This window comes from Defluviitalea phaphyphila, from assembly GCF_001466305.1.
GTDB classification, from domain to species: Bacteria; Bacillota; Clostridia; order Lachnospirales; family Defluviitaleaceae; genus Defluviitalea_A; species Defluviitalea_A phaphyphila.
Genome location: NZ_JWID01000020.1, coordinates 32,269 through 57,174, shown reverse-complemented (window position 1 = coordinate 57,174; position 24,906 = coordinate 32,269). Strand labels below are relative to the sequence as shown.

Genomic DNA, 24,906 nt, shown 5'->3' with positions numbered 1-24,906 from the left:
GTGAAATATATGAAAAAGATAAAGATTTTTATTCGTTTGTAACAGTTTTAGTAAAAGAAAGTGAAGCAAAAGAAAAACCTATAGAAGAAAGCTTAAAGAAAATAGCAGAAAAGATGGAGGAAGCAAAATTATTTGGAAATTTAAAAATGGTAATAGTTCATGATGATAAATTTGATGAAGTAGGTTGGGGCAGTGATGCTATAAACGCAGATGAAGATATTGTTAAATATGGTATAAAATATGTTAGAGTTAGTTCTATTTCTGGGATAAGTGAGGTGAAAGATAGTGGCTTATGGAGAACTAAGTGAAACACAATTAGCACTGCTTGATTGTCTTATATATATTGATGATGTTGTAGAATATGGTGAATGAGAAAAAGTAACTGTAGGGAAAGTTGTAGAAAATTTATTAGATAATAATGCAGAAAACTTAGATAAAAATAAAGACTCTGATGGGAAATATCCTGCTAGTATTCCAAGGGAACGATGGATAGATATATTAAAAGCAATACAGGCAGATGAACAGCTATATAATTTAGTTATAACTCATCCATTAGATTTTACAAGTGATGGATATATAGAAGTAGACGGAGAAAAAGTATCATGCTGTAGATGAAGATAGTAGTAACTTTGTAGATAAAACTATCAATAGTTAAATGTTAGTATTTAAAAAAGTAGTAAAGATTGAATATGTAAAGAAATAAGAATGAGTAACTACTCTATGTATATTAAATGATATTTCAGATAAAACTATAAATATACATAAAGAAAGGAGTAGATATATGAGCGAAACTATATTAGAAAAAACAGAGGGTAGAAGAAGTTATCATGATTCTGTAGAAGAAATGATAAAACGTATTCGTGAAGATGGTATGTCAAATGTATTTGATAGATGGGATTTACAAGAAAAAATTCGTTGTAAATTCTGTCTTCAGGGATTAAGTTGTCAGCTTTGTTCTCAAGGACCTTGTAGAATCAATGAAAAAGGTGGACAAGATAAAGGAGTATGTGGTATTGGAGCCGATGCTATGGCAATGCGTAATTTATTGCTTAGAAATATAATGGGTGCTGGAACTTATAGTCATCATGCTTATGAGGCTTTTAGAACTTTAAGGGCTACGGGAGAAGGTAAAACTCCTTTTAAGATTAAAGATGAAAATAAGTTAAAATGGATGTGTGAAAAAGTAGGGTTAGATACTAATAAAGATATTAATTCTATGGCTATTGACTTAGCTAATTTTTTAGAAAATCAATTAAGGATAGGGTCTGATGAACCTAATTTAATGGTAGAAGCTTTTGCACCTAAAAAGAGAAAAGAGTTATGGAAAAAAATTAATATATATCCAGCAGGAGCTACTCATGAAGAACAAAATTGTGTAGCTAGTTGTCTTACTAATGTAGATGGAGATTATGCGTCTTTAGCTAAGAAAGCTCTTCGATTAGGATTAGCAACCATTTATAATGCACAAATAGGGCTGGAAATGGTTCAAGATATTTTATTTGGAACTCCTAAACCTCATGAAGTAGATGTGGATTTAGGTATTATGGACCCAGATTATGTGAATATTGTTTTTAATGGACATCAACCTTGGGCAGGGGCGGCTACGATACAAAAAGCTAAAGACCCTAAGGTTCAAGAAATGGCAAAAGCAGTAGGAGCTAAGGGATTAAGAGTAGTAGGTTCCATTGAGACAGGACAAGAATTACTTCAAAGATTTGATGTAGATGATGTATTTGTAGGACTTATGGGGAATTGGTTAGCTATAGAGCCTCTTTTAGCTACAGGGACAGTTGATGTATTTGCAATGGAAGAAAATTGTTCTCCTCCTGCTATTGATATGTATGCAGAAAAATATCAATGCACTCTAGTTAGTGTTAGTACAATAATAGGAATTCCAGGGATTCAGCATGAAATACCATATCATCCTGATAAAGTTGATAAAATGGCAGATAAATTAATAGAATTAGGAATAGAAAATTTTAAAAAACGACATGGAAAAATAGAACCTAAAGTACCTAAAATCACTAAAAAAGCTATTGCAGGATTTTCTACAGAAGCAGTGTTGGAAGCTTTAGGAAATAAATTAGATCCATTAGTAGATGTAATAGCAGAAGGTAAAATAAAAGGAATAGTCGCTCTTGCAAATTGTTCAACTCTTAGGAATGGTCCTCAGGATTGGAATACAGTAAATTTAACTAAACAGCTTATTAAAAAAGATATTCTAGTTGTTAGTGGAGGCTGTGGGAACCATGCTCTAGAAGTAGCAGGGTTATGTAATTTAGAAGCCATTAATATGGCTGGAAAAGGATTAAAAGAAGTCTGTACATCTTTAAAAATTCCTCCGGTATTAAGTTTTGGTACTTGCACTGATACAGGAAGAATTTCCATGTTAGTTACTGCCTTAGCAGATCACTTAGATGTTGATGTATCAGACCTTCCTATCGCAGTAACAGCACCGGAATGGATGGAACAAAAAGCTACCATAGACGGAGTTTTTGCAGTAGCTTATGGAGCATATACCCATTTATCTCCAACTCCATTTGTAACTGGAGCAAAAGCTTTAGTAAAATTATTGACAGAAGATATTGAAAATTTAACAGGAGGAAAAATTGCTCTTGGAGATGACCCAGTAGAAGTGGCTAATAATATAGAAGCTCATATAATTAAAAAAAGAAAAGCTATGGGACTTAAATAAAAGCGGCATTGCCGCTTTTATTTATTGTTATCTATTAAAGTCTGGAATAAATTAAGTTTATTATCTATATTATTTGATATTTGTTTTAAATCCCCAAGAAATTGTATTTGTTTTTCTATGTTTTGTTTTAAATTAGTATACATATCCTCTCCTTGAAGAGATGAAGAAGTTAATTCTTTTACATTATCAGAAATTGATTTTATATTAGATAAAAGAAGGTCAATAGTTTCATTGATTGAATTAGATTCAGATAAAATAGTATTAACAAATTCTCCAATGGTTTCAAAAGCTTCTTTAGCTTTATTAATAGCGTTAATTGTTTCTGTCACTTCAGCAGCACTGCTAGACATTGTATTAGATATTTCAGAAGTTTGCTGTTGAAGGCTAGAAATTAAATTAGTAATATCTTCTGCTGATTTGGAGGATTGCTCTGCAAGTTTTCTTACTTCTTCGGCAACAACTGCAAATCCTTTTCCATGTTCACCAGCTCTGGCAGCTTCGATAGAAGCATTTAAAGCAAGAAGATTTGTTTGGCTAGATATACTAGTTATAATTTGAGAAATATTTCCTATTTCACTAGAACTTTGATTTAAGGATGAAATAGTGTGATTAGTTTTTTCTATAGTATTTTTTAATTTATTGATTTTAGATATAGATTCTTTAACACAAATAGAACCATCATTAGCAGTTTTTACGGCATTTTCTGCAATTTCATTTACGGAATCTATTTTTTGTGATATATTTTTTGTTTTATCAGATAAAACTTCATATTGTTTTTCAATATTATTTAATTGCTGGTCACAGTTATTTAAGTATAAAGGGGTCTGTTCATTGAAAGTAGAAGAGATATCTTGGGAGAAAGAAAAAGCGTCATCTATAATTTTCTTTAATTCTGTTGTACTAGATTTTATAGGATTTAGATTTTCTTCTAATTGATTTATAAATTCATTCTTAGATTGTGTTGTTTGTTCTACATTTTTTTCTAAATTATTTTTTTTAAAAATTTTCATATTATAACCCCCTATGAATTATTTCGATAAAAATTTACAATTTATTTACTATTTAAACATATTATAAAGCAAATAACAAAGAAAGAAAAGATTAAAAATTAAATTTTTTATATTGGAATTCAAATAAAATACGGGTTATAATATAAAGTGGCAAGAATTTACTAGGGGAGGAATACATATGTTAAAAAAATTAGTTTTTATATTGTTTATTCCATTGATTATAATAGGATGTAGTCAAAATAAAGATGTGTCAGAAAAAGAAAATAATATAATTGAAAAAGAAATTGACATATTACAAAAAGATAATGCAACGGAAGAAAAAAATGATTTACTAATAGAGGAAGAAAATAAAAAAACAGAAGAAAAAGTAGAAATTGATTATAAAAAAATAAAACCAAATGAATTAGGTCATATTATGATAGTTATGTATCATGGGTTAGTAGAAGATAATCCACCTAGTCCCTATCAAAGGACAATAGAAGATTTTAAAAAAGATTTAGAATTTTTTTATGAAAATGGATATAGGCCTATTTCTATGAGAGATTATATAGATAATAATATATCAGTAGAAGCTGGATATACTCCCATAGTAATAACTTTTGATGATGGAGTTAGTTCTAGTTTTTCTTTGGTAGAAGAAAATGGAGAGCTAAAACCAGCTCCTAATTGTGCAGTAGATATCATGAATGAATTTGCAAAAACTCATCCAGGTTTTGAAGCACGTGCTATTTTTTATATTAATGGAGATAATGATCCTTTTAAAGGAGCAGGAAGTTTTAAAGAGAGATTAGAATATTTAATAAATAATGGATATGAGGTTGCTAATCATACTTATTCTCATGCTCATTTATCAGAAATAGATGAAGAAGAAATTCAAGAAGAAATTGGGAAAGTAGACGAAATGATAAAAGAAGCGTTGCCAGGATATACTGTGGATTCTTTTTCATATCCTTTTGGGGAAAGACCTGTAGAAGAATTAAGATATTTAATAGAAAAAGGAATTTACAATGGAAAAGAATATAATTATAAAATAGGGCTTAGGGAAGGACCAAGTGCTCCTTTTTATCCTATTTATCATATAAAATTTGATCCATATAATGTTCCAAGGGTTAGAGGATCAGAAGGAAAAGAAGGGGATCTGTGGTGGTATCTTGAATATTATAAAAATCATCCAGAATATAGATATATATCTGATGGTAATCCTAATAGAATTTCCATTCCTAAGGGCTACGAAGAAAATATAGATAAAAATAGTTTAGGAGATAAAGAATTATATATATACACCATAGAAGAATAGAGGGGAAAGTTTATGAGTATAAGGTATATATTAGGACGTTCTGGTACGGGGAAAACGAGTTTTATTTATAATGATATAAAAGAAAAATTGAAAAATAAAAAAGACATTCCCTTAATTTTAATAGTGCCAGAGCAATTTAATTTTCAAGCTCATAAAGATCTTATAAGTATTTTAGATACCAAAGGGATAATGAATGTTGAAATTCTTAGTTTTCAAAGACTTGCTCATAGAGTTTTTGAAGAAGTAGGAAAGCCAAAGGAAAAGTTTTTAGGAGATTTAGGAAGAAATATGGTTATAAGAAAAGTTATAGACCAAATGGAAGAAGAACTTCAAATTCTTAATAAATCTGCAAGGCAGCCTGGATTTATTAAGAACTTAGGAAGTATGATTTCTGAATTTCAACAATATGATATTATTCCAGAAACTTTATTGGAAAAAAAAGAAATAATAAAAAGTCCTATTTTAGAGGCTAAAATAAATGATTTATATTTAGTTTTTAAAAGATTTAAAAACTATATGAAAGAAAAATATATAACATCAGAAGAGATTTTGGATGTATTAACTTATAAAATTGAAGAGAGTTTTTTTCTAGATGGAGCTAATATATGGATTGATGGATTTTATGGTTTTACTCCTCAACAGTATAGGATTTTATACAAACTTTTACAAAAAGTAGAAATTGTTAATATTTCTCTTACTTTAGACCCAGAAGTAGATTTATTTTCTCCCTACGATGAAACAGACCCTTTTTGTGAGAGTAGAAAAACCTTTGATAAGCTTAATAAGATAACTGCTCTTTATAATATAAAAGTAGAAGAAATTGTAAAGTTAAAGCAGGGAAAAAATAAAGGGAAAAACCCTGAGCTTATCAATTTAGAAAAACAATTTTTTAACTATCCATGTATTCCTTATAAAAAGGAAACTCAAAATATTAAGCTTTATACAGCTTCTAATCCCTATGGAGAAATAGAACAGGTGGCAAAGGAAATATTAGAATTAGTTAAAAACAAACAATATCGTTATAGGGATATAGCAGTAGTGACCGGAGATATTTCAAAATATCAAAAAATAATAGAAGGTATTTTTAAAGAATATAATATTGCTTATTTTATTGATGTAAAAAGAGATATATTATCTCATCCATTAATTGAACTTATAAGATCATCATTAGAAATAATTATAAATAATTGGTCTTATGAAAGTATTTTTAGATATCTTAAGACTGGTTTTACTCAAATAAAAGAGGAAGATATAGATTTATTAGAAAATTATGTTTTAGCTTATGGAATTAAGGGAAAAAAGAGATGGACAGGAGAAGACTGGGAGAAAAAAGGTATAGATGAGTTAGAAGATATTATACAAAAAGAATATGAAGAAAATAATTTAAAGAAAATAAATGAAACAAGAAAAAAAGTAGCAATACCTCTTTCTAAATTTAATAATAAAATAAGAAATAATAAAAAATATTCTGTTAAGGATATTACTATAGCAATATATGAACTTATGGAGGATTTACAAATAAATAAAAAACTTCTAGAATTTATCGATAAATTCAAAGAAGAAAATCAATTGATTTTAGTAAAACAAAATCTTCAGATTTGGGATTTGATAGTAGAATTGTTTGAAAAAATGGTGGAAATTTTAGGAGAAGAACAACTAACTATTAGAGAATATTCAAAGATATTAGATGCAGGACTTGAACAGTGTAAGATGGGGTTAGTTCCTCCAGCTCTAGACCAAGTGGTGATTGGAGATTTAGAAAGATCACGACTTCCAAACATTAAAGCATTATTTGTAATAGGAGTAAATGATGGCATACTTCCTGCAGTTCCTGAAGATTTAGGGCTTTTTTCAGATGAAGAAAGAAGATTTATGGATCAAATAGGACTTGAATTAGCTCCTGATGGACGAAGAAGGGCTTTTGAAGAACAGTTTCTTATTTATTCTGGATTGACTAAACCTAGTCAATATTTACATATAAGTTTTTGTATGGGAGATGAAGAAGGCAAAGCCTTAAGACCATCTATACTTATTCAAAGAATAAAAACTCTTTTTCCTAAAATAAAAGAAAGTAGTGATTTGCAAAATACTAATATAGAAGAAATGATATCATCTCCAATTAATACTTTTCATTATTTAGGACAAGCTTTAAGAGATATCATTGAAAACGGGGAACTAAAAGATATATGGAAGGATGTATATAGTTGGTATTTATCTAATGAAAACTGGTCAGAGAAAACTAAAATAACAGTTAGAGGGCTTTTTCATACCAATCAAGAAAATTATATTAAAAAAGAGAGTGTTAAAAAGTTATATAAAAACAAAATATATTCGAGTGTTTCGAGGTTAGAAAAGTTTGCAGCATGTCCTTTTGGATATTTTGTAGAATATGGTCTTAAAGCTAAAGAAAGAAAATTTTATCAATTACAAACGCCAGATATAGGAAGACTTTTTCACAGCGTATTAGATGTGTTTTCTAAAAAACTTAAAGGAAAAGGGATTTCTTGGAAGGATTTAGATAGAAATTTAAGCGAAATTTTAATTGATGAAATTGTGGAAGAATTAGCACCAAAATTAGGTAATGAAATACTCTTTAGTTCTGCTAGAAATAAATATTTAATAAGAAGATTAAAGAGAATAACTAAAAGGGCTGTATGGGCTTTAACAGAACATATAAAAAGGGGAAATTTTGAACCTTTAGGATTTGAAATAGGATTTGGTGAGGAGTACAAACTTCCTCCTATAGTAATAGAATTAAGTACAGGAGAAAAGATTATATTAACAGGAAGAATCGATAGAGTTGATATTTTAGATAAAGATAATAAAGTTTATATTAAAATTATAGATTATAAATCAGGAAATAAATCTTTTAATTTAGCGGATATTTTTTATGGAATACAGCTGCAGTTACTTCTTTATCTTGATGCATTTATAAAACAGGGAAGAAAAATTTTTAATGATAAAGAATTATTACCGGGGGGAGTTTTTTATTTTAAAATAGATGACCCTATTATTCGTGAAGCTAAAGAAATGACTCAAGAAGAAATAGAAAAATTACTTTTAAAGGATTTAAAATTATCCGGTATGGTATTAAAAGATATAGATATAATCAGACAAATGGATAATCAAATAAATAGATATTCAGATATTATTCCAGTACAACTTACAAAAAACGGTATAAGCAAAAATTCTTCTGTAGCAACTTTAGAGGAATTTAATGCTTTAAGAGAATTTGTAAAAAATATAGTAGTCGAAATTGGAGAAGAGATTTTAAAAGGAAATATTAAAATAAGCCCATATAAAATTAAGGAAGATACTTCTTGTAAATACTGTCTTTATCAATCTATTTGCCAATTCGATACTTTATTAGAAAATAATAAATATAGAATTTTAAAAAATTTAAATAAAGAAAAGATATGGGAACAATTAAAAGAAGATACTAAAAAATAAATTTAAAAACATAATAAAAATTGATTTGTCTGTAGAATGTGTAAGGAGGATGGCTTGTGAAAAATATTGTTTTAATAGGAATGCCAGGAGCTGGGAAAAGCACTATAGGGATTATATTAGCGAAAACTTTAGGAATGCCTTTTATTGATACAGATTTGATAATACAAAAAAAAGAAAATAAACTTCTTCAAGAAATAATTATAGAAAAAGGAATAGATGAATTTCTTTCAATAGAAGAAAAAACAATATTAGAACTTAATGTAGAGGGAACAGTAATCGCTACTGGGGGAAGTGTAGTCTTAAAACCTGAGGCTATGAAGCATTTAAAGAAAAATGCCTTGATTATATACTTAAAACTTCCTTATATGGAAATAAAAAATAGAATTCGCAATATTACCACAAGAGGAATTGCTATGAAAAAAGGGAAAACCCTTCTTGAAGTATATGATGAGAGAGTTCCTTTATATGAAAGATATCAAGATAAGACTATTAGGTGCATGGGTAAGAATACAGAAGATATAGTAGAAGAAATAAAAGCTATTTGGGAGGAAGAACTATGCAGTGGACCAAAGAGCAGCAATCAGCAATAGACACAAGGGAATGTGATTTATTAGTTGCAGCTGCAGCAGGTTCTGGAAAGACGGCAGTGTTAGTAGAACGTATTATAAAAATGATTACAAGACCTCAAAATCCCATAGATGTTGATAGACTTTTGGTGGTTACATTTACAAATGCTGCTGCCGCAGAGATGAAAGAAAGACTAGGAGCTAGTATATCTAAAAAATTAGAAGAAGACCCAAGAAATATCCATCTTCAAAAACAACTTACTCTTCTTAATCGAGCTTCTATTTCTACTATACATTCCTTTTGTTTAGATGTTATTAAAAATAATTTTCACCTTTTAGATTTAGACCCATCTTTTAGAATCGCAGACGATACAGAAATACTTCTTTTAAAAACAGATTTATTAGAGACAATTTTTGAAGAATTTTATGAAAAGGGAAGAGAAGATTTTCATTCTTTAGTAGAATGTTATGGAGGAAAAAAACAAGATACTAAACTTCAAGAAATAGTTTTAAGAATACATAGTTTTATTCAAAGTAATCCTTGGCCTAGTTTATGGCTTAAAGAAAAGGTTGAAGTATTTGATCCAACTAAGTTTAAAGATTTTAATGAAACTTCTTGGGCTAAAATTATAAAAGAACAAGTTAAAGTAGAAGCTTTAGGATTACTTGAAATTTCAAAAAATGCTTTAAATCTTTCGAAAGAAGCAAATGCACCTGATAAATATATACAAGTTATAGAAGATGATGTTAATATTTTAAAAAAACTTATTAGTTTTTGTGAAGAAGATATAGAAAGTTTATATACTTATATAAGTCAAATATCTTTTTTAAGACAAAAAATATGGAAAGATGGAGACGAATATATAAAAAAAGAAATAGGAGAATTAAGAGATTTAGTTAAAAAAGGAGTAAATAAATTAAAAGAAAATATATTTTTTAAATCTCCAGGAGAAATGTTAAAAGATATGCATAGAACTTTTCCGGTTATGAAAGCTCTAAAAGAGGTTTTGGATGAATTTTCTATTCGTTTTCAAGATTTAAAAAAGGAAAAAGGAATAATAGATTTTAATGATATAGAACATTATTGTTTAGATATTTTACTAGATAAGGGAAGTACTCCGGGAAAAATTATTCCTTCTCCAGTAGCTTTAGAACTTAAAGAAAAATATGAAGAAATATTAGTTGATGAATATCAGGATAGTAATTTAGTACAAGAAACTATTTTAGAAGTTATTTCAAGAAAGAATACATCTAATCCTAATAGATTTATGGTAGGAGATGTAAAACAAAGTATTTATAGATTTCGTTTAGCAAAACCTGATTTATTCATAAAAAAATATAATACTTTTTCTACTAAAGAAGATGGGAAAGAAAGAAGAATAGATTTATTCCAAAACTTTAGAAGTAGAGAAAACATTTTAAATGGAATAAATTTTATATTCAGACAAATAATGACTCCTAATTTAGGAGAAATAGAATATGATGAAAAAGCTGCTTTAAATCCTGGAGCAAATTATCCTGAAGCTTTAGGTCTAAATGTGGGAGGAGATATCGAATTACATATAATAGAAACAGAAGATAATACAGAAGAAACAAAAGAAAATTTGCAAGAAGAATTAGAAGAAATTACCAACATAGAATTAGAAGCAAAGATTGTAACTAAAAAGATTAAAGAGTTAATGAATGATAAAAATCCTTTTTGGGTATATGATAAGAAAATAGAAAAATATAGAAGAGTTAATTATAGAGATATTGTAATTCTTCTTCGCACCACTTCGAAATGGGCTAATATATTTGTGGATGAATTATCAAAAGAAGGGATACCAGTTTATGCAGATGTTGCTACAGGATATTTTGATGCTATAGAAGTAAAAATAATTTTAAGTTTACTTAAAATTATAGATAATCCTAGACAGGATATACCGCTTATAACAGTTCTTCGTTCTCCTATAGTATCCTTAAATTCAGATGAATTAGTAGAAATTCGTGCAGCTTTTCCACAAGGAGATTTTTATGAATCAATAAAAAAATATATAGAAGGAACTTTAGAAGATACAAAATTAAAATTAAAGCTTATAAAATTTTTAGATAATCTTAGTAATTGGAGAAAACAAGCTGTTCATATTTCAATAGATGAATTACTTTGGATGTTATATACGGAAACAAATTATTATAATTATTTAGGAGCTATGCCAGGAGGAGCTCAGAGACAAGCTAATCTTAGAGTTTTAAGAGACAGAGCTGCAAGATATGAAGCAACAAGTCTTAAAGGATTATTTAATTTTATTAGGTTTATGGAAAAAATTCAAAAAAATCAAGGAGATATGGGAGCTGCTAAGATAGTTGGAGAAAATGAAAATATAATTAGAATTATGAGTATACATAAAAGTAAAGGACTAGAATTTCCTATTGTATTTGTGTCAGGCCTTGGCAAACAATTTAATCTTAAAGATTTACATGAATCTATACTACTTCATCAAGATTTAGGATTAGGACCTGATTTTGTAGATTATAAAAAAAGAATTTCTTATGATACTGCGCCTAAAATCGCCATAAGGGAAAAAATAAGATTAGAAACCTTATCTGAAGAAATGCGTATACTTTATGTAGCATTAACAAGAGCTAAAGAAAAACTTATATTAACAGGAACAGTAAAAAATATAGAAGATAGCTCAAAAAAATGGGTAAGAGAAGTGGGAAGTAAAAAAGAAGAATTATCTCCATATATTCTTATAAGTGCTAAAACATATATGGATTGGATTGGTTTAGCTTTAGCTAGACATAGAGATGGAGAAGAAATAAGAAAATGGGGAAAATGCATTAAAAATCCTATAAATACTCTTTATGATGATTCTTCTAATTGGAGAGTTTATAAATGGGGAAAAAAAGATATTAATATTAAAGATGAAAAAGAATTAAAAGAGAAGGAAAAAATATTAGAAGAATTATTAAATTGGGATACAAATAAGTCATATAGTCCTTATAAAGAGAAGATTTTTAATAAATTATCTTGGGAGTATCCTTATAAGGAATCAACAGCTCTTTCTGTAATGATATCAGTTTCAGAAATAAAAAGACAATATGAAAATGAACTAGATCAACAGAGCATATCTTTGATAGAAGAATCTCAGCTAACTCGTCCTAATTTTATAGAAGAGAAAAAAGGTCTTACAGGAGCTGAAAAAGGAATTATAATGCATTTTGTTATGAAGCATTTAGATTTTAACAGAATGGGAAATTATGAAGATATAGAGAATCAATTAATAACTATGGAAAACAGAGGACTTATAACAGAGGAAGAAAGAAAGTCCGTATCAATAAAAAAATTATTTTATTTTGGTAAGTCAGAATTAGCCAATAGAATTAGAAAAAGTCCTAAAATAAAAAAAGAAGTTTCATTTATTCTTTCACTTAAAGCTAAGGAGATTTATGACGAAATTCAATCAGATGAAGATATTTTTATAAGAGGGATAATAGATTGCTATTTTGAAGAAGAAGATGGCATAGTATTAGTAGACTATAAAACAGATGCTATTTTAGACAAGGAAAATCCTGATAGAGAAATAAAGAAGATTATGGATAAATATAGAATACAAATACAATTATATTCTAGAGCCATAGAAGAAATTACAGGAAAGAAAGTAAAGGAAAAAGGATTATATCTATTTAGTATTTCTAGGGCAGTATTTTATTAAAAAAGGCTATTTTAGAATAATTTCTAAAATAGCCTTTTCATTATTCTGCAATTTTTGCTAATATTTGATTACTTCTATCAATAAATTTATTCATAGCTTCAGAATCTAAAGGTTGATGACTTAACATAGCTAAGTCATATACTTGTTCACAAAGCATTTTAACTAATTCCTTATCAGATTCTTTATCAGCTTTATCAGCAATAGTTTTAATCAATTTGTTATTTTTATTAAGAACTAAAGTCTGTTCTTTAGGGAAAGCACCAGGCATATTAAGATTTCCAAACATTTTACTCATTTCTTCCATTCTTCTAGAATGTTCAGAAAGAAGTATCATAGCAGAAACATTTTCAGATTTTAGTCCTTCTATTTTAATTTTTAAATCATTATTATTTAAACTTTCTTTAAAGATTTTTTCTAATTTTTCATTAAATTCTTTATCATCATTTTTATTGTCTTCAGATTTTAGATTTTCAGAAATATCAGCATCAATTCTACTAAAAGTAACTCCATTTTCATGCATTTCAATATGAGAAATAAAAGGATTATCTATAGTGGAGTTTAGAATTACTGCATCCATATTATTATCTTTAAATAGTTTTATATATTGGGCTTGCTGACGTTCATCAGTTACATAAAATACTTTATTTTTATGTTTTGATTCATTTTTTTCTAAATATTCTTTTAAAGTAACATATTCTCCATTAATAGTTTTATAAATGATAATATCTTTTACTTTTTCATAAAATTTAGGTTCTCTAAGAGCACCATATTTAATGAATGGATGAATATCATCCCAATATTTAATAAAATTATCTTTTTCCTTTTTATATAGAGAATTAAGTTTGTCAGCTACTTTTCTAGTAATATAATCAGAAATTTTAGTTACGTATCCATCATTTTGAAGAAAACTTCTAGATACATTAAGAGGTAGGTCAGGACAATCAATAGCTCCTTTTAATAGAAGTAAAAATTCAGGAATTACTTCTTTTATGTTATCTGCAACAAATACTTGATTATTAAATAATTTGATTTTACCTTCTATAGTTTCAAATTCATTTTTTAATTTTGGAAAATATAATATTCCCTTAAGATTAAAGGGGTAATCCATATTTAAATGTATCCAAAAAAGAGGTTCATTAAAGTCCATAAATACTTTACGATAAAATTCTTTATATTCTTCTTCAGTGCATTTATTAGGCTGTTTCATCCAAAGAGGGTTTGTATCATTTATTGGTTTAATTTCTTCTTTTGTATCATCTTTAGAATCATCTTTAGTTTCTTTTATAGTTTCAAGATATATTTCGACGGGCATAAATCCACAGTATTTTTCTATAGTAGAACGGAGAGTATATTCATTTAAAAATTTCTTTCCATCTTCTCCTATATAAAGAGTAATAGTAGTTCCTCTTTCATTTCTATCAGATTCTTCCATTTCATATTCTGTTCCACCACTACATATCCAACGAGCTGGAGTAGCATTTTCTTTATAAGAAAGAGTATCTATTTGAACTTTGTCTGCTACCATAAATGCAGAATAAAATCCAAGACCAAAATGTCCTATTATTTGGTCTTTATCCATCTTGTCTTTATATTTTTTTAGAAAATCTTCAGCTCCTGAAAAAGCAATTTGATTAATATATTTTTTGATTTCTTCTGCAGTCATTCCGATACCATTATCTATTACTTTAATTATTTTATTTTTTTCATCTAATATAACTTGAATTTTATATTTTGTATTTTCTGGTACAGAAGCTTCTCCCATAGAAACTAATTTTTTTAATTTTAAAATTGCATCAGAAGCATTAGATATTAATTCTCTAATAAAAATATCATTATCTGAGTAAAGCCATTTTTTTATAATTGGGAAAATATTTTCACTATGTATAGATAAGTTTCCAGTTTCATGAGGCATGATATTCTCTCCCTTCATTAAATTTCTCATATTATGATATACCCAATAAAATGAAAATGTCAAGGAAAAATTAGCACTCATTATAATAGAGTGCTAACAAAACAATTTTATTAAAGTTAATATGTATTTATAAATTAAATATTATTTTTTTCTACAAGGATATTAGAATTATAAAATAATTCATAAATATATTTATCCCATTGATATTCATAAGATTTATCAAGAATAAAAGTTTTTAGAGCTGTTCCAGTGGTACAGGTAAGTTTATTATTAGTGTATATCATATTTATAAATAGAGCAGAAATTTCAGAAGAAAAATTTGAGATTAAATCTTTATTAGCAGATAAAACAATTTTAAAATAAGTAGGGGATTTTTTACCTTTTATAATATTAAAAACATGTTTTTTTATTTCTTTCCATAAAATATAATTACTATTATATAGTTCTTTTTCATCTGTAGATAAAAAATCTTTATTTAAAATGCCACTGATATGAAATTTAGTAAAGGTATGAATTTCAATATCTCTAGCCTCAAATTCATCAAATAAATTACCTTTTAAAAGTTCTTCCATTGTTTTTTTTACATCTAAAATATTTAGTGTAATCATAGCATACTCCTAAAAAATTATTTAGTAATATAATATCCTTTAAGAAATAAAAATACAAGAGAAAACCCCTAATTATTTTAGGGGTTTAAGATTATTTCCATAGATTAAATTTTAATTTTTTATTTCTTACAAAGTATCGCCATTGTCTCATAAGATAAGGTATAAGATAATAGTCTACTCCAAAAGATCTTCCAGCTCCAAAAAGCATGGGGATAGAAGTAACTAAAAACCATAAATCATTAAGGCCTGTTGAAAGTAAGAAGTTGATATTCATACCAATGGATACAATAGCGGCAATAAATGTAAAAGTACCAGTAATAAAAGCTAGTCCTAAACCTAACTCTGTAAGAACTACTAATTTTTGAAATAACATGGCATTAGGGATAATAAATGTATCAACTATCCACGCATACCAATTAGGAGTATGATTAGAAACAAGTTGCATAATAGAGGCGCCACTAGTTCCATCTACATTACTTCCACCTAACATTATATATTCAAACCAACCACTATCTATTTTTTCTATACCAGACATTAACCACATATATCCAAGATATAAACGAAGGATAACTATTAAAAATGTAGGGGTTGTTTTTTCAAGATGATCATGAAAAAATCTTTTTTTATGCTTCACGCCCCAAAATTCATGATTTAGGTATTTACGAATTATTTCAAAACCACCTATACCAAATAAATAATGGATATTAACTAAATGTTTCATAAAAAGAGCAGGAAGTCCTGATAATTTCATCCCCATAATATTAGCAACAGCATAATTTTTGCTAACAGATACCATAACACCATGAAGTTTAGGTTTTGCTTTTTCTAATTCTTTTCCTCTAATTGAATTAAGAATATTTATTGCTGCTGATTTCCCTGTTTCTAAAGCAGCTTCAACTAATGCAGGAAGAGGCTTATTATCTTCAGTTATAAATAAAGAAAAATCTCCAATAGCAAATACATTTTTATAATGGGTTTTTGTATATTCATCTACGCATACCCTTTGGGATTTTCCTGTTTCTAGATCAAATTTACTAAGACATCTATTAGCTTGTACTCCTCCAGTCCATATAAGGGTATGGGAGTTAATAATTTCATTATCATTTAATACAAAAGAAGTTTTATCAACTTTTGTAATTTTAGAATTAGTTAAAACTTCTACACCTAATTTATTTTTTAGATATTTCACAGATTTTTCAACTAGAGAGTTATCTAAAATAGGTAATATATTAGGGAGGGTTTCTATAAGAATTAATCTTACTTCATCTCTATTAACGTCGTATTGTTTTGCTAAATCATTTACCCATAGAGCTAGCTCTCCGATCATTTCAGTTCCTGTAAAGCCACCACCACCAACAGCAAATGTAAGATAAGCCCTTCTTTTAGATGGGTCTTTTTCTAAAGAAGCTTTTTGGAACATTTCTAAAATATGATTTTTTATTGTAAGAGCATCTTTATAAGACCATAAGGTAAAGCTATTTTCTTTCATTCCCTCGATACCATAAAAGTTAGGTTCACTTCCTATGGCCATAATTAAATAATCATAAGAATACTCATTTTTAGGAGATTTTAGTATTTGTTTTTCAAAATCAATTTGTTGTATATAATCTTGAATTACATGTACATCTGTATATTTAAAAATATCTTTTAAATATACTATTACTCCATCTTCTTCAATACGATTAGCAGCAACTTCATGAAGTTCTGTAAGAAGAGTATGATATGGATTTTTATCTATAAGATAAATTTCTATATCGTCTGTCTTCTTTTTTTTCTTTTGTAAGGTAAGTGCAGCTTGTATTCCGCCATACCCACCTCCAAGAATAAATATTTTTTTACTCATTAAATCAGCCTCCCATGGATATATTATTAACATTTATTTATATATTAAACATAAAAATTACGATAATTATAACATAAAAAAATTAACATTCATAATTTAAAAACCAACGAAATTTAGAGGAATAATTAGAATAAGGAAGAAAATAAGAGCTAGAGAATTAAAAATAAGTTATGTTAACTTTGACAAAAAAATATCTAACCACTATAATTAGCTAGAAATAGTTTACAAAACAAAAAAGGGGAGAGATTATAATGAAAAAGATTATAGCATTAGGATTAGCACTAGGATTATCCTTTGCTACATTAACTGGATGTAATTCAGAAAAAAAAGCTGATGAGGAAAATACTAATGCTCAAGTAGAGCAACAAGCAGACGATAATAACACAGAAGCTCAAACAGAGCAAGAATCAAATGATAACAATACAGAAACAACAGAAGTAACATATACAGATGGTACTTATACTGCAGAAGGAGAACCTGATGAAAGAGGTTGGAAACCAGTAATTACCATTGAAGTAAAAGATGGAAAAATTGCTTCTGTTGACTATGATGAAGTAAATGAAGAAGAAGGAACAACAAAACAAGATAATGAAGAATACAATAATTTGATGAAAGAAAAAAATGGAATAGGACCAGCAGACTTCTTTCCACAATTAGAAAGTGCTCTTGTTGAAAAACAAGACCCAGAAGCAGTAGATGTGATAAGTGGTGCAACTCATGGTTCAGAAAGTTTTAAAGAAGTAGCTAAAAAAGCTTTAGAATCTGCTAAATAATAATGTATAGGAAAATTCCCCAAGAAAATTCTTGGGGAATTTTTAATAATTTTTAATTTGATATTTATATGAAATTTGCGATATACTATGTAAGTAAATATATATAAGTTGGTGAGTAAATGAGTAAAAGAGTACTTATGGTTTTCTTGATTTTATTGGTATTAACATTTTCAGGATGTAGTAAAGAAAAAACTTCTGAGGTAATATCAGAAACTATTTACGCTTTAGGAACTGTTATAGATATTCAGATATACGATGAAAATGTAGATAAAGCTAAAAAAGCTATACAAGAATCTATTGAACGAATAACTGAAATAGAAAATAAAATGAGTGTTAATAAGGATATAAGTGAAGTTATTTTGATTAATGAAAATGCAGGAGAAAATCCAGTTCAAGTTAGTGAAGATACTTTTTATGTATTAAAAAAAGCAAAAGAATATAGCAAATTAAGTAATGGAGCTTTTGACCTTACCATAGAACCTATTGTAAAACTTTGGGGAATTGGAACAGAAGATGCAAGGGTTCCAGAAAAAGAAGAAATAACTTCTCTTCTTAATTTAGTTAATTATGAGGATTTAAAATTGGACGAAAGTACAAATAAAGTACAGCTTAATAAAAAAGGACAGGCAATTGATTTGGGAGGAATAGCAAAAGGATATGCGGGAGATGAAATAAAAAGAATTTTGTTAGAAAATGATATCAATACAGCTTTTATTAATTTAGGTGGGAATGTAGTAACCTTAGGAACTAAAGTGGATGGTTCTTCATGGAGAATAGGTATTCAAAATCCTCTAGGGGATAGAGGAAATTATATAGCTGTATTAGAAGTAGTAGATAAAACAGTAGTAACATCAGGAAATTATGAAAGATATTTTATAGAGGACGGAAAAAGATATCATCATATAATCAATCCTAAAACAGGATATCCTGCAGAAGAAGGAATTATAAGCAGTACCATAGTTACTGATAAATCTATTGATGCAGATGCTCTATCTACTAGTGTATATGTTTTAGGATTAGAAAAGGGAATGGAATTAATAGAGAGTTTGGATAATGTAGATGCAGTAATAATTACAGAAGATAAAAATGTATATATAACAGAAGGATTAAAAGAAACGTTTAATATAGTAGATGATTCCTTTATTTTAGCAAATTAATGTTAGGTAGGAGTTAAAATGAAAAAAGGAGATAAGATAGTAGGTTTAATTATAATTATTTTAATTACAATAAGTTTATTATTTTTAGGAATATATAGATTTATAAATAAGGGAGATAAACTTATTGCAAAAATTATTCAAGATCAAGAGGTAATAAAAGTAATTGATTTAGATAAAGTAGAAGAACCTAAAGAATGGACTATAGAAAATGAAGAAGGTCACCATAATACTATTAGAGTTGAAAAAGGAAGAATTAGATTTATAGAAGCAGATTGTCCTGATTTAGTTTGTGTTAATTCAGGATGGTTATCAAAGCCTGGAGATATAGCTGTATGTATTCCTAATAAAATATTGATTCGTATAGAAGGAAAAGATGATGAAGTAGATCAAATTTCATATTAATATTAGAATGGTGATTATATGACAAATACAAAAAGAATAGTATTATTATCTTTATTAGTTGGAATTGCTCTTATAATTTATGTTATAGAAGCGCAAATTCCTGTAATTTTTCCGGGAGTAAAGTTAGGATTAGCAAATATAATATCTCTATTTACATTACTTGTTTTAGGATGGAAAGAAAGTTTAATAGTAGTTATTTTAAGAACGGTTATGGGTTCTATTTTTGGAGGAAGTATTTCAGCTTTTTTATTTAGTATTGTTGGAGGGCTACTTAGTAATATAGTCATGATTTTATTATATAAATTTTTTAGAAATTATTTAGGATTAAGTTCTATTAGCATTTGTGGCGCAATATTTCATAATATAGGACAGTTACTAGTAGCAGCTTTTATTATACAAGATTTAAGAATTTATATTTATCTTCCAATTCTTCTTATATCAGGAGTAATCACGGGATATTTTGTAGGAATAAGTGTAGGCTTTATTTATAAATATTTTAAGAATTTCCCATGGATTAAAGACATACAGAAGGGACAGAATTAAATGGATTTATGGAAAGCATATCCTGAAATAAATATAGATTTAGATAAGATGGAAAAATACATGAAAAAAGTTGTTCGTTCTAGGAAAAAAATATTAACGGAAATTAGTTTAGAACTAATAGAATCTGGTGGAAAAAGATTAAGGCCAGCTTTTGTTATATTAGGGGCAAGATATGGGAAAAAGTTTGAAGAAGAAAAGATAATTCCCTTAGCATCGGCTATAGAACTTTTGCATACAGCCACTCTTGTTCATGATGACATTATTGATGATTCTAAACTTAGGCGAGGTAAAATAACTGTCCAAGCTAAATGGGGAAAAGATATGGCTGTATATACGGGAGATTATTTATTTACTAAAGCTTTTACAATTTTATCAGACAAGACTTCATTTAAACATATGAACCGTATTGCTAGGGCTGTTAGAGCAATTTGTGAAGGAGAAATAGACCAATATGAAATAAAATATAACGTCAATGTTTCAGTTATAGATTATTTAAAAAGGATTTATAGAAAAACTGCTATATTATTTGCTATGAGTATTTTAACAGGAGCTTATGAAGCTAAGGCAAGTAAAAAAACCTTAAATGCTTTAGGAAAATTTGGAGTTTATTTTGGAATGGCATTTCAAATAAGAGATGATTTATTAGAATACACATCTACAGAAAAAAAAGAAGGAAAGCCTATGGGAACAGATATAAAACAAGGTATTTATACTCTTCCTTTATTATTTGCTTTAGAAGATAATAAAGTAAATAAAGAATTAAAAAAATTATTAAGTAAAAAAGAAAATGTAGATGATGAAGATATAGAAAAAATTATTATGCTTGTAAAACAAACAAAAGCTTTAGATAACACAGAAATATTAAAAAACAAATTTATAAATAAAGCTTTAAAAGAATTAAAAAAACTTAATAATAAAAACTATGATAATATTTTAAAATATTTAATTAAACTATTATAAATAATAGGAATATAACAATCCCCCCTTTGAATACAAATATTTAGAGGGGGGATTTCCTATGAAAATTTATGTGATTAACATGAAAGGAATTATTAAAATTGTTTGTGCATTATTATTGATTATGATTTCTATGGGATTATCAAGACCTTATGTAACAGAAGTTTTTAATACTGTTTCAAAAAACGAACAAAGAAAACTTCCTATATATTGTGTAGAAACTGAAGAAAAGAAAATAGCTATATCCTTTGACGCTGCCTGGGGAGCAGATGATACAGATGATATATTAGCAATACTTAAAAAACATGGAGTAAAAGCTACTTTTTTTCTAGTTGGAGATTGGGTTAGAAAATATCCAGAAGAAGTAAAAAAGATTGCTGCTGAAGGACATGATATAGGTAATCATTCTAATAAACATCCTCATATGGGTCAATTATCAAAAGAAGAAAATAAAAAAGAATTAATGGCAGCTCATGAAGAAGTTAAAAAACTTTTAGGAATAGATATGAATTTATTTAGACCTCCTTTTGGAGAATATAATAATACAGTAATAGAAGCTGCTGAAGAATGTGGATATTATTCAATACAGTGGGATGTTGAAAGGATAAATATAAAAGTAAAAAACTTTAGCTAAATTTAAAATTTCACTTAAAGTGAAATTTTTTTAATATATGATAATTAATCTAAAATCATACAACTTAATAATTTCTATATAAATAAAATAGAGGTGATATTATGGAATATAAAATGAAGGTAAAAAAAATAGAATATATTAATGGATTTAAAGTTATTCATTGTGTTCCAGATATCACAGAAGAAGAAAGAGAAAAAATAAAACAGCACATATTACAAAAAATATATAGAGATTTTAAAGATAAAGTGCAGATAAAAGAAAAAGATAATATTTAAAATAAATGATATTAATAAAAATAATATGTTTATATAGAAAAGGAAGAAGATTATGATTGCAATTTATGCACGACAGTCGATAGATAAAAAAGATAGTTTATCTATAGAAAGTCAAATTGAATTTTGTAAAAAAGAAATATTTAATGAAGAGTATAAAATCTATACTGATAGAGGATTTAGCGGAGGTAATACTAATAGACCTGCTTTTGAACAATTATTAAACGATATTAGAGCTGGTCTTATAACAAAGGTAATAGTATATAAACTTGATAGAATAAGTAGAAGTATATTAGATTTTGCAAGTATTATTAATATATTTAAGAAATATAATGTAGATTTTCAATCTTCCACAGAAAAATTTGATACATCTACCCCAATAGGGAATGCAATGCTAAATATAACAATGGTTTTTGCACAATTAGAAAGGGAAACTATACAAAAAAGAATTAAAGATAATTATTATGCGAGAGGGAAAAAAGGTTTTTATATGGGAGGCAGAGCCCCATATGGATATAAAAAAATAGAAACAAAAGTAGAAGGAGTAAAAACTTATAAATTTATTACAAATAACACTCAATCACAGTGGGTAGTTAAAATGTATGATTTATATGCTAATTCGGATATGTCTTTAGGTCAAATAAGTGATTATTTAAATGATAAAGGGATAAAGGCAGCTCAAGGAGGAGCGTGGGATTCAAGTAAAATAAGTAGAATTTTAAGAAATCCTGTATATGTAAAGGCTGATGGAGATATATATTTATATTATAAAAATAAGGGGTGTAAAATTAGCAATAAGCTAGAAGAATTTCAAGGAATTAATGGATGTTATTTATATGGAAAAAGAAAATCAAATGAAAGAAAGTATACAAATGTAAAAAATCATGTTTTATCTATTGCATTACATAAAGGGATTATAGATTCTAAAACTTTTTTAACTTGTCAATATAAACTAGATAAAAATAAACAGATAAAAAATACAGGAAAAGGGAAGCACAGTTATTTATCTGGTATCGTAAAATGTGGTTATTGTGGTTATTCTATGAGTGTATATACATCAGGAACTTATAAATATTTAAAATGCAGAGGGAAAACAAATTATAAAAATTGTAAAGGACATAAAAGACCCATATATGTTTATGAAGTTGAAGATGTTGTAGAAAAGCATTTGATGGAGAAAGTAAATGAAATAAAAAATTCTAAAATAAAAGTAGAAAAAGTAGAGAATAAAGAAATCAACAAAATCAATTTGCAAATAATCAAAATTGATGAACAAATTGAAAATTTAATTAATCAAATTGCGTTAAGTAATGCAGTTGTCAATAAATATATAAATAAAAAAATAGAACAGCTTGATAATAGAAAAAAAGAACTTGCAAACAAAATTAAAAATTTAGTTTTAAAGAATAGTCAAAATAAATCAATTGAAGATGTTTTATCTTATACAAGTAAATGGAATGAAAGTGATCTTGAAGAAAAAAAGAAGATAATAAATTGTTTTGTTAATAGAGTTTATGTAAAAGATGATGAGGTAACTATAGAATGGAAAATATGAGGCTATCAATTTATTGATAGTCTTTTTAATTTTATACATAATTCTTTATTTAAATTAGTATTTTTCAATATTGAAAATTTAGTGTAATTTTAAAATACAGGTAAAATATTTATAATTAATAGAATTTAATAATTTTTTTAAAAATTAAGTTATATTAGTATAATAAAATATTTATACAAAAAGCACTTAAAATTGTAAAAAGAAATTCGATATTATTTTAGGAGTTATTTCAATAATTAAGTAAAATTATGAATTTTTGTGGAGGTGTATTTAATGACTAGTATAAAGAAAAGTTTTATTTATTTAATGATGTCAATTATTATCATAAGTATAGGAGGATGTAATAAAAATAATGAAAAAGATAAAACGGATATAAATAATGAAGTAACTGAAACTAGTATTGAACAAAGCACACAAGATAATGATACAGTAAAAATTATTGTACGAAGTGTAAATGCTGCGAGTTCTGAAGCAATAGATAATGAATTAGTACATAAGTATATAGAAGAACAATCAGGAATAAAATTTGAAATTATTCATATGTCAAGCGAAACAGAACTAGCTCAAAAAATCAATTCATCTATAACTGGGCAAGAGGATGTGGATGCTATACAAACATCATATGCTGCAGCCTCAATGACAGATTTGCAAGCGAGAGGAGCATTAATGCCTTTAAGAGATTTAATTGAAGAATATGCACCAAAATTAAAAGAGGCATTTACAGAAGAACAGTGGAAATCTGTTTCAGATGCAAATGGAGAAATTTGGGCTATTCCTAGATTACAAGAAGATNAACAGTGGAAATCTGTTTCAGATGCAAATGGAGAAATTTGGGCTATTCCTAGATTACAAGAAGATATGGGATATGCCATTGCCATTAGGAAAGATTGGAGAGAAAAACTTGGTATGAAAAAACCAGAAACTATTGAAGAATTAGAAGAATTTTTAATAGCAGCTAGAGATGCAGATTTAGATGGGAATGGTAAAAATGATACTATACCACTTTTAAGTGTTGCAGGATTTAATGAACTTGAATGTGCTTTAGGATATAGCATTATGGGTGTTCCTGTATTAACTGGACGAACTTCTTTTTCTAATTATATTGATGAAAAAGGAAATGTGACACCTATTGCTCTACATCCAAGATATAAAGTATATATAGAAACTATGGCTAAGTGGCATAAAGAAGGATTATTACACCCAGAACAATATTTATTAGAAAAGGACCAAGCAGAAGGTCTTATTATTGATAATAAAGTAGCAGCTCATGCTGGATGGTATTCAAGATTTATAAGACCATGGGAAAAGTTAGTTGAAAATGTACCAGAAGCAGAATATGAATATATTACATTAAAAAGATATGATGGTGGAGATTATAAAGTAACAAGAGGATATCCAGCTAATCCAGGAATAAGTATTGTAAGTTATTCAGATAATGCAATTAATGCCTTGAGATTATTTGAATGGATGGCAACTAATGCAGAAAACTTTATAACAACAAGATACGGAATAAAAGGAACTCATTGGGAATGGGTTG

19 protein-coding genes are annotated in these 24,906 nt (G+C 27.4%); 15 read left to right on the top strand and 4 right to left on the bottom strand.

What is annotated here, in order from left to right; genetic code table 11:
• Positions 1–308 (top strand): hypothetical protein (locus OM90_RS12820; RefSeq protein WP_058486823.1); only part of this gene is annotated, 308 nt, incomplete at its 5' end.
• A gap of 473 nt (positions 309–781) precedes the next feature.
• On the top strand, positions 782–2,695 hold the full coding sequence (gene cooS, locus OM90_RS10400; RefSeq protein WP_058486822.1) for an anaerobic carbon-monoxide dehydrogenase catalytic subunit: 1,914 nt from the start codon (positions 782–784) through the stop codon (positions 2,693–2,695).
• Positions 2,696–2,712: 17 nt separating this feature from the next.
• On the opposite strand, the gene OM90_RS10395 is transcribed toward cooS, so the two are convergent.
• Positions 2,713–3,705, bottom strand: a complete 993-nt coding sequence (locus OM90_RS10395; RefSeq protein ID WP_058486821.1) for a methyl-accepting chemotaxis protein — start codon at positions 3,703–3,705, stop codon at positions 2,713–2,715.
• 178 nt (positions 3,706–3,883) lie between these two features.
• Here OM90_RS10395 and OM90_RS10390 point away from each other — a divergent pair, with 178 nt between their 5' ends.
• The 4 genes from OM90_RS10390 to addA are packed head-to-tail and all read left to right on the top strand — an operon-like array spanning position 3,884 to position 12,713.
• Complete coding sequence (locus OM90_RS10390; protein WP_058486820.1) at positions 3,884–5,002, top strand: polysaccharide deacetylase family protein; 1,119 nt, start codon at positions 3,884–3,886, stop codon at positions 5,000–5,002.
• 12 nt (positions 5,003–5,014) lie between these two features.
• Positions 5,015–8,452 carry a helicase-exonuclease AddAB subunit AddB gene (addB, locus tag OM90_RS10385; RefSeq protein WP_058486819.1) on the top strand — a complete coding sequence of 1,146 codons (3,438 nt, stop codon included), beginning with the start codon at positions 5,015–5,017 and terminating at the stop codon, positions 8,450–8,452.
• A gap of 56 nt (positions 8,453–8,508) precedes the next feature.
• Positions 8,509–9,042 carry a shikimate kinase gene (locus OM90_RS10380; protein WP_330381862.1) on the top strand — a complete coding sequence of 178 codons (534 nt, stop codon included), beginning with the start codon at positions 8,509–8,511 and terminating at the stop codon, positions 9,040–9,042.
• Entirely contained in the window at positions 9,009–12,713 is a 3,705-nt protein-coding gene (addA, locus tag OM90_RS10375) for a helicase-exonuclease AddAB subunit AddA (protein ID WP_058486818.1), read from the top strand. The genes OM90_RS10380 and addA overlap by 34 nt, the downstream gene beginning before the upstream one ends.
• A gap of 40 nt (positions 12,714–12,753) precedes the next feature.
• Here addA and htpG read toward each other — a convergent pair whose 3' ends face one another.
• The 3 genes from htpG to OM90_RS10360 form a co-directional block, all read right to left on the bottom strand.
• Positions 12,754–14,625, bottom strand: a complete 1,872-nt coding sequence (htpG, locus tag OM90_RS10370) for a molecular chaperone HtpG (RefSeq protein ID WP_058486817.1) — start codon at positions 14,623–14,625, stop codon at positions 12,754–12,756.
• A 134-nt stretch (positions 14,626–14,759) separates the two neighbouring features.
• Positions 14,760–15,233 (bottom strand): DUF5721 family protein, encoded by a 474-nt coding sequence (locus OM90_RS10365; protein ID WP_058486816.1) that lies wholly within the window; start codon positions 15,231–15,233, stop codon positions 14,760–14,762.
• Positions 15,234–15,324: 91 nt separating this feature from the next.
• Positions 15,325–17,076, bottom strand: a complete 1,752-nt coding sequence (locus tag OM90_RS10360) for an FAD-dependent oxidoreductase (RefSeq protein ID WP_058486815.1) — start codon at positions 17,074–17,076, stop codon at positions 15,325–15,327.
• A 251-nt stretch (positions 17,077–17,327) separates the two neighbouring features.
• On the opposite strand from OM90_RS10360, the gene OM90_RS10355 reads away from it, so the two are divergent.
• The 9 genes from OM90_RS10355 to OM90_RS10320 form a co-directional block, all read left to right on the top strand.
• On the top strand, positions 17,328–17,849 hold the full coding sequence (locus OM90_RS10355; RefSeq protein WP_058486814.1) for an FMN-binding protein: 522 nt from the start codon (positions 17,328–17,330) through the stop codon (positions 17,847–17,849).
• A gap of 119 nt (positions 17,850–17,968) precedes the next feature.
• Positions 17,969–19,006 (top strand): FAD:protein FMN transferase, encoded by a 1,038-nt coding sequence (locus tag OM90_RS10350; protein ID WP_058486813.1) that lies wholly within the window; start codon positions 17,969–17,971, stop codon positions 19,004–19,006.
• A gap of 18 nt (positions 19,007–19,024) precedes the next feature.
• The gene (locus OM90_RS10345; protein ID WP_058486812.1) at positions 19,025–19,408 is read left to right on the top strand and encodes a NusG domain II-containing protein; all 384 of its coding nucleotides are present in this window, start codon (positions 19,025–19,027) and stop codon (positions 19,406–19,408) included.
• 18 nt (positions 19,409–19,426) lie between these two features.
• On the top strand, positions 19,427–19,951 hold the full coding sequence (locus OM90_RS10340; protein ID WP_058486811.1) for a Gx transporter family protein: 525 nt from the start codon (positions 19,427–19,429) through the stop codon (positions 19,949–19,951).
• Positions 19,952–20,911: a polyprenyl synthetase family protein gene (locus OM90_RS10335; protein WP_058486810.1), complete on the top strand. Its 960-nt coding sequence runs from the start codon at positions 19,952–19,954 to the stop codon at positions 20,909–20,911. It abuts the gene before it with no gap.
• Between the two features lie 58 nt (positions 20,912–20,969).
• The gene (locus OM90_RS10330) at positions 20,970–21,542 is read left to right on the top strand and encodes a polysaccharide deacetylase family protein (RefSeq protein WP_058486809.1); all 573 of its coding nucleotides are present in this window, start codon (positions 20,970–20,972) and stop codon (positions 21,540–21,542) included.
• 101 nt (positions 21,543–21,643) lie between these two features.
• Positions 21,644–21,817 carry a hypothetical protein gene (locus OM90_RS12815; protein ID WP_160323662.1) on the top strand — a complete coding sequence of 58 codons (174 nt, stop codon included), beginning with the start codon at positions 21,644–21,646 and terminating at the stop codon, positions 21,815–21,817.
• A gap of 52 nt (positions 21,818–21,869) precedes the next feature.
• Complete coding sequence (locus OM90_RS10325; RefSeq protein ID WP_058486808.1) at positions 21,870–23,369, top strand: recombinase family protein; 1,500 nt, start codon at positions 21,870–21,872, stop codon at positions 23,367–23,369.
• Between the two features lie 273 nt (positions 23,370–23,642).
• The coding region (locus tag OM90_RS10320) for an extracellular solute-binding protein (RefSeq protein ID WP_058486807.1) at positions 23,643–24,906 on the top strand (1,264 nt) is incomplete at its 3' end.

Coding starts and splice junctions, on each gene's coding strand:
- cooS (WP_058486822.1), top strand. CDS start 782: ATGAGCGAAACTATATTAGAAAAAACAGAGGGTAGAAGAAGTTATCAT.
- OM90_RS10395 (WP_058486821.1), bottom strand. CDS start 3,705: ATGAAAATTTTTAAAAAAAATAATTTAGAAAAAAATGTAGAACAAACA.
- OM90_RS10390 (WP_058486820.1), top strand. CDS start 3,884: ATGTTAAAAAAATTAGTTTTTATATTGTTTATTCCATTGATTATAATA.
- addB (WP_058486819.1), top strand. CDS start 5,015: ATGAGTATAAGGTATATATTAGGACGTTCTGGTACGGGGAAAACGAGT.
- addA (WP_058486818.1), top strand. CDS start 9,009: ATGCAGTGGACCAAAGAGCAGCAATCAGCAATAGACACAAGGGAATGT.
- htpG (WP_058486817.1), bottom strand. CDS start 14,625: ATGCCTCATGAAACTGGAAACTTATCTATACATAGTGAAAATATTTTC.
- OM90_RS10365 (WP_058486816.1), bottom strand. CDS start 15,233: ATGATTACACTAAATATTTTAGATGTAAAAAAAACAATGGAAGAACTT.
- OM90_RS10360 (WP_058486815.1), bottom strand. CDS start 17,076: ATGAGTAAAAAAATATTTATTCTTGGAGGTGGGTATGGCGGAATACAA.
- OM90_RS10355 (WP_058486814.1), top strand. CDS start 17,328: ATGAAAAAGATTATAGCATTAGGATTAGCACTAGGATTATCCTTTGCT.
- OM90_RS10350 (WP_058486813.1), top strand. CDS start 17,969: ATGAGTAAAAGAGTACTTATGGTTTTCTTGATTTTATTGGTATTAACA.
- OM90_RS10345 (WP_058486812.1), top strand. CDS start 19,025: ATGAAAAAAGGAGATAAGATAGTAGGTTTAATTATAATTATTTTAATT.
- OM90_RS10340 (WP_058486811.1), top strand. CDS start 19,427: ATGACAAATACAAAAAGAATAGTATTATTATCTTTATTAGTTGGAATT.
- OM90_RS10335 (WP_058486810.1), top strand. CDS start 19,952: ATGGATTTATGGAAAGCATATCCTGAAATAAATATAGATTTAGATAAG.
- OM90_RS10330 (WP_058486809.1), top strand. CDS start 20,970: ATGAAAATTTATGTGATTAACATGAAAGGAATTATTAAAATTGTTTGT.
- OM90_RS12815 (WP_160323662.1), top strand. CDS start 21,644: ATGGAATATAAAATGAAGGTAAAAAAAATAGAATATATTAATGGATTT.
- OM90_RS10325 (WP_058486808.1), top strand. CDS start 21,870: ATGATTGCAATTTATGCACGACAGTCGATAGATAAAAAAGATAGTTTA.